Origin of the sequence: Achromobacter sp., assembly GCF_032113835.1 — a bacterium.
Classification (GTDB): domain Bacteria; phylum Pseudomonadota; class Gammaproteobacteria; order Burkholderiales; family Burkholderiaceae_B; genus Achromobacter.
This window is the reverse complement of record NZ_DAMCTG010000165.1, coordinates 1-4,363: the sequence shown is the minus strand read 5'-3', so window position 1 is coordinate 4,363 and position 4,363 is coordinate 1. Positions and strand designations below refer to the sequence as shown.

Sequence of the window (4,363 nt, the reverse complement as noted above, 5' to 3'; positions counted from 1 at the left end):
CACATCATGCCCGACCTGGAACCAGACACCGTCTCCGCCCTTGAAGCCCCTGAATTCGCCGCCGCGCAGTTTGTGCGATGGTTCCGAGACGTGGCCCCCTACGTGCACGCGTTCCGAGGCAAGACCTTCGTGGTGGCGTTTGGCGGCGAACTGGTGCAGGCGGGCGCGTTGAACGCCCTGGTCCAGGATCTGTCCCTGCTCTCCTCGCTGGGCATCCGGCTGGTGCTGGTGCACGGTTCGCGGCCCCAGGTCAACGAGCAACTGCGCCTGAAGGGCTACACGCAGCAGTTCGACCGGGGCCTGGCCCCGACCGACGCCGCCGCCCTGGAATGCGCCAAGGAAGCCGCCGGCGAGATCCGCCTGGACATCGAGGCCGCGTTCAGCCAGGGCCTGCCCAACACCCCCATGTCGCACGCCCACATCCGCGTGATCTCCGGCAATTTCGTCACTGCCCGCCCCACGGGTGTGCTGGATGGCGTGGACTACAAGCACACCGGCCAGGTCCGCAAGATCGACATCGAGGCCCTGAAGTTCGCCATCGAGAAAGGCTCCTCGGTGGTGCTGCTGTCCCCGCTGGGGTTCTCGCCCACCGGCGACGCCTTCAATCTGGCCATGGAAGACCTGGCCACCAGCGTGGCCGTGGGCCTGCGCGCCGAGAAGCTGATCTTCCTGTCCAGCTCGCAAGGCGTGCTGAACGACGACGGCACGCTGGACACCGAATTGGCGCGCGTGGACGCCGACGCCCTGCTGGCGGGCGGCGAGCTCGACGAAGAGACCCACTCCTTCCTGCAATACGCCTCGCTCGCGGTCAAGCGCGGCGTGGCCCGCGCCCACCTGCTGCCGTTCGAGCTGGACGGCAGCGTGCTGCTCGAAATCTTCACCCACGACGGCGTGGGCACCATGGTGGTCGAAGACACGCTGGACGACCTGCGCCCCGCCACCATCGACGACGTGGGCGCCATCCTCAGCCTCATCGAACCGCTGGAAGCCGACGGCACGCTGGTGCCGCGTCCGCGCAGCGTGGTCGAGCGCGACGTCGAAAACTTCACCGTGCTGGAGCACGACGGCGTCATCTACGGCTGCGCGGCCCTGCACGACTTCCACGACGAACAGATGGCCGAAATGGCGTGCCTGATCGTGCACCCTGAATGGCAAGGCTCCGGCGAAGGCGAGATCCTGCTGCGCCACATGGAATCGCGCGCCCGCGCCCTGGGCGCCAAACGGCTGTTCGTGCTGACCACGCGCACCTCGCACTGGTTCATGAAGCGCGGTTTCGTGCAGGGCGGCATCGCCGACCTGCCCCGCGAAAAGCAGAACAACTACAACCGTTCCCGCAACAGCCTGGTTTTCATCAAGAAGCTCTGAAACCGGCCCGCGGGGCGATTCCGCGGTAAGCAAAAGGGGCTTGGCGCCCGACGCACGCCAAGCCCGCTAAAATGTGGCGTTATTCATTTTTCCGGCAGCGAACCATGGCCCGTATCGTCAACTGTGTGAAACTGAAGCGTGAAGCCGAAGGGCTGGACTACCCGCCCTACCCCGGTGAAGTCGGCACGCGCATCTGGCAAAGCATTTCCAGAGAAGCCTGGGAAGACTGGAAAGGCGTGCAGACCCGCCTGGTGAACGAAAACCGCCTGAACCTGGCCGACGCCCGCGCCCGCAAATACCTGCAGCAGCAAATGGAGCGTTTCCTGTTCGAAGACGGCAGCGTCGAAGCCGACGGCTACGTTCCGCCCTCGGCCTGATCCGCCCCCGCCGCGCCTTCGGGCATGCGGCACGGCAAAGCCCCTCGCACGCGAGGGGCTTTGTTTTTGAGGCGCTCCGATACGCGCCTGCAGCGTGTCCGCCGAGGCCTTAAGATTCGAAGGTTGCAGACCGTATTAAAGCTGTCATGAAAGAAGAATCGCGCCCGCCCATCCACCCGGATCCGTCCCCTGTCATTGCGCGCGCGCTGGCGATCGAACCCGACCGCAAGACCGGCACGCTGCAGGATGTGCGGCACGTCGTGATCCTGATGCAGGAGAACCGGTCCTTCGACCATTACTTCGGCACGCTGCCCGGCGTGCGCGGGTTCGCCGATCCGCATCCCGCGCCAACGCGTGCGGGCACGGTGCTGACGCAGACCGATGGCAACGCGCACTGCCGCCCCTTTGACCTGCAGGCCGAGGTTGCCAGCGACAAGGCGGTCGGCTACATCACGCCGCACACCTGGGACGATTCGCAGCGCGCCTGGAACGACGGCCGCATGGACCAGTGGCTGTCGGCCAAGAGCCGGCTGGGCATGGGCGCCTACCGCAGCGCCGACGTGCCGTTTCAGACGGCGCTGGCGAATGCATTCACGTTGTGCGATGCCTATCACTGCTCGGTCCACGCCGGCACCAATCCCAACCGGCTGTTCCTGTGGACCGGCACCAACGATCCGCAGGGCGTGGCCGGCGGGCCCGCGCTGGTCAACACCTACGACCGGCTGGGTCCGACGGATGAAGGCTATTCCTGGACCACGTACCCCGAGCGTCTGCAGGACGCCGGCGTGGATTGGCGCATCTACCAGGACATGGCGGACAACTACAACGACAATCCGCTCGCGGGCTTTCGGCAGTATCGCCGGCAGCATGCGGGCAATACCGGTGAGGCCGCGCTGCGCGACCGCGCGTTGGCCACGCGCACGCTGGACGATCTGGCGCGCGACGCCGCCGACGGCACGCTGCCCGCCGTCTCATGGATCATCGCGCCCACGGCTGATTCGGAACATCCCGAGGTCTCGTCCCCCCGCCAGGGCGGCGCCTACACCGAGCGGGTGCTGGACATCCTGACCGCGCATCCCGAGACCTGGAGCCGATGCGTCCTGTTCGTCACCTACGACGAAAACGATTGCTTCTTCGACCACATGCCCCCGCCCGCGCCGCCGGCGCGCCATCCGGACGGCGAGTCGGGCGGCCTGTCCACCGTGGAACTGGACGGCGAATACCACGACGCGCGCCGCGGCCCCAGCGCCGCCACCGCCGACGATCCGGCCGGATTGCACGGTCGCGCCTTCGGCCTGGGCCCGCGCGTGCCGATGCTGGTGGTCTCGCCCTGGAGCCGCGGCGGCTGGATCAACTCGCAGGTGTTCGACCACACGTCGGTCATCCGCTTCCTGGAAACGCGCTTCGGCGTGGCAGAGCCCAACATCAGCGCCTGGCGCCGCGCGGTGGCGGGCGACCTGACCTCGGCCTTCGATTTTGCCGGCGACAGGTGTTCGCATCATCCCGACAGCAACCGCCATGCGTGTCCCCTGCCCTATGTGCTGGAAGCCGTGGGCAAGACCACGGCCGACGGCGAGCATTACCGCCTGACGCTGCGCAACCCGGGCGGCGCGGGCGCCGTGCTGCATGTCTATAACCGTCTTGCGCTGGCGCATCCGCCCCGGCGCTACACGGTGGGCGCCGGCGCGCGTCTGGATGACGGATGGAGGCTGGCCGCGGGCGGCGCGTACGATCTCTGGCTGCTGGGACCGGACGGTTTTCACCGGGCGTTCCGCGGCGATGCGCGGGATGCGGGCACGCTTGAAGCGCAGCTCGTGCCGGTAACCTCGGGCCTGCGTCTGCGGCTCGTGAACCACGGCGATTCGCCGCAGCCGGTCAGGGTGGAATCGCGCATGAACGACGGCTGGCGCGCGATGGCCCATGTGCCCGCGGGTGGCGCGGTCGAGCTCAAGTACGCGGGCTGCGAGGGCTGGTACGACGTGGAGGTGAATGCGCCGGCGATGCCGGCCTTTGGACGCCGGCTTGCAGGCCGCATCGATGCGGGCAAGCCGGGAGTGCCGGATCCCCGGCTGTGCCAGGGAGCGGCGCTGCCGCTGTGACGCGGCAGCCGGTCTTTCTGCTTACTGCTCCGAGGTGTCCTCGGTTTCTTCTTCGCCGCGCGCAAGGCGCTCGGTGTTCTTCACGCCGGTGTGGCGCACGTCGGCGCCCTTGACCATGTAGATCACGCGTTCGGACATGTTCTTGGCATGGTCGCCGATGCGTTCGAGGGCGCGGGCGATGAAGATCATGTCGATGGCGCGCGAGATCGTGCGCGGATCTTCGATCATGTACGTGATCAGGTGACGCAGCGCACCCTTCCATTCCTTGTCGACTTCCTTGTCGCTGCGCACGACGGCGGCGGCCTGGATGGGGTCGAGGCGGGCAAATGCGTCCAGCGCCTGATGCAGCATGTTGCGCACGTTGGCGGCCATGTGGCGCAGCTCGATCACCGGAATGTGGCGCAATTCGCCTTCATGGACGCGCCGGGCGACGGTGGCGACCTTCTCGGCTTCATCGCCGGAACGTTCCATGTCGGTCAGCATCTTGGACACGGCCATCAGCATGCGCAGGTCGATGGCGGT

General features: G+C 67.2%; 4 protein-coding genes. 3 read left to right on the top strand and 1 reads right to left on the bottom strand.

Going from position 1 to position 4,363, the window contains the following annotated elements:
- Positions 1-6: 6 nt before the first annotated feature.
- The 3 genes from argA (at position 7) to RT697_RS26955 (ending at position 3,841) form a co-directional block, all read left to right on the top strand.
- Positions 7-1,365: an amino-acid N-acetyltransferase gene (gene argA, locus RT697_RS26965; RefSeq protein ID WP_313702685.1), complete on the top strand. Its 1,359-nt coding sequence runs from the start codon at positions 7-9 to the stop codon at positions 1,363-1,365.
- 104 nt (positions 1,366-1,469) lie between these two features.
- The gene (locus RT697_RS26960; RefSeq protein WP_313702684.1) at positions 1,470-1,742 is read left to right on the top strand and encodes an oxidative damage protection protein; all 273 of its coding nucleotides are present in this window, start codon (positions 1,470-1,472) and stop codon (positions 1,740-1,742) included.
- Between the two features lie 146 nt (positions 1,743-1,888).
- Positions 1,889-3,841: a phosphocholine-specific phospholipase C gene (locus RT697_RS26955; RefSeq protein WP_313702683.1), complete on the top strand. Its 1,953-nt coding sequence runs from the start codon at positions 1,889-1,891 to the stop codon at positions 3,839-3,841.
- A gap of 21 nt (positions 3,842-3,862) precedes the next feature.
- Here the strand turns inward: RT697_RS26955 and phoU are convergent.
- Positions 3,863-4,363, bottom strand: a 501-nt coding sequence (phoU, locus tag RT697_RS26950; protein ID WP_313702682.1) for a phosphate signaling complex protein PhoU, incomplete at its 5' end; no start/stop codon positions are given.